General features: G+C 55.2%; 2 protein-coding genes. One reads left to right on the forward strand and one right to left on the reverse strand.

The genetic code is table 11. The features are described 5' to 3' along the window. Window positions 1–271 precede the first annotated feature (271 nt). The gene (locus ASE91_RS09065) at window positions 272–904 is read right to left on the reverse strand and encodes a tyrosine-type recombinase/integrase (protein WP_056625256.1); all 633 of its coding nucleotides are present in this window, start codon (window positions 902–904) and stop codon (window positions 272–274) included. Between the two features lie 328 nt (window positions 905–1,232). Between ASE91_RS09065 and ASE91_RS18755 the strand changes: the two genes are divergently transcribed. After that, window positions 1,233–1,703, forward strand: coding sequence for a J domain-containing protein (locus tag ASE91_RS18755; RefSeq protein WP_082453926.1), 471 nt, complete (start codon window positions 1,233–1,235; stop codon window positions 1,701–1,703). Window positions 1,704–1,875 lie beyond the last annotated feature (172 nt).

Consider the following 1,875-nt stretch of genomic DNA (forward strand, 5'->3'; position numbering starts at 1 on the left):
CCCCCATCGAGCCGATGAATTGCGAGCTATGGTGGCGGAAGCGCGTCGCAGCAACTAGGCAGCGGCCCTATAAACTCATGCAATCGCGAAGGAGCCCCTGCCATTCGCTTTGCTTAGATGCGCTTGTACCGAGATATGTGAGCTTGTACCGAGATATGTGAGCACATTCTTTGTCCCGGCCCCCAAATATGTCCACTCTCCAATGAGCACGAACGAGTAGCCGAAGTTGAGGAGTCGACGTCGTGCCATGAACGTCCATTTTTAGGTCTCGTTAGACTTCCGTTCGTTCGGCCAACTCCAAAGCGTCCTCGACATCGACGCCAAAATAGCGAACGGTGCTGTCAATCTTTGTGTGACCAAGTAGGATCTGAACGGCGCGGAGATCGCCGGTCGCCTTGTAAATAATTGAAGCCTTCGTTCGCCGAAGCGAGTGCGTTCCGTAACCCTGCGGCGGAAGGCCGATGCCGATCACCCATTCCCGCACAAGGCGGGCATATTGGCGTGTGCTCATGTGAGCCATATAATTGTTGCGGCTCGGGAAAACGAAATCGTTCAGTGTACCACCGCGTCGTTCCAGCCACGCACGTATTATTTTACGAGCCGTATCCATAAGTTCGAACTGAACAGGACGCTTGGTTTTCTGCTGTACGATGAGGGCGCGATCACGGACACGTCCACCTGAAGCCAGGCCGCCACTGCGAACTCTGACCACATCACGGCCGCGTAATTTGCTATCGATAGCAAGGTCGAACAGCGCTCGATCACGTAATCGCCGGTGTTGATCAAGCCAAAAGCGAATTGCCCAAACTTGCTGCTGCTTAAGCGCCCGCTTGGTGCCAACCAATCGCCCCTCATTCCAGGGGCGAAGTTCGTGCAAGGCGGGGTCCATCACCGAGTGACCCATCGCTATTCTCCATTGCGACGAGTCTGTGCCAGCACCATAATCGACCGCAGTAAATGGGCGGTTTGCAAACATGGGGGATGCCCTGTCTCCCAGATACGTTAAGGATCTTTCGATACTTATGACGGCAAAGGCCTTGGCCTATGTCACTTTTGGAGGATCATTGGCGGCTGCAATTGTGGTTTTGTCGAATCATCGAACTTGCGTATGGAAATGGTAGCCATCTGACGGTTGATGCCGAAAATCGCCTTACGGATCGCCGGGCAGATCCGGTTATGATTGCCTGCTAGGTGTACGTTCGTTTTGCGTTTTCGCGACAGGTGACAACCGGATGGCTCTATCACCCGACTATTATGCCGTTCTCGGTGTGCCATCGACGGCAAGTCGCGACACTATACACTCCGCGTGGAAGGCGCTGCTCCGTCAATATCATCCCGATGCCAATCATGGTGTGGACGTTTCAGCTCGCGCAAAGGAGATCAATGAGGCGTATGCCGTTTTGGGCAAGGAGGAAGCACGCGCCGCCTATGATCGCTTACATTTCATGCCGTCCGCTCATGAATCTAGCGCGGATCGCTCGGTTTATTCAAGGAAAGCCGGCAAGCGCGCCATGCGAGCTACCCCGTCCATGCGGCCCAGTGATAGCTTCTCGCAGCCGCTCAACTCCAACGATTGGCTGATTGGCCTTTTTCTGTTAATCCTCACCGCCGCACCGTTGGCTACCATCCTCGTGCTGTATTACGAGAAGCCCGGTTTGACATCTACGGTTCGACATAGCGTGGCAGTTCACCAAGTACCATAGCCGGCCAAAGCCGTCCGCACCTCGTCGGACGTCATGATCGGATTTGCACAGTCTGCTTCCTAAAGCGGTCACAACGCGGTGATGAACAAGTGGCAGAACTTCGGCAGCTCAGAGGGGGTTGCGGATGTCTGGTCCTGGGTCTGCGCTGCCGCAGCGCTGGCAGCTCCCGACC

The organism is Sphingomonas sp. Leaf62 (assembly GCF_001421915.1).
Lineage (GTDB): Bacteria > Pseudomonadota > Alphaproteobacteria > Sphingomonadales > Sphingomonadaceae > Sphingomonas.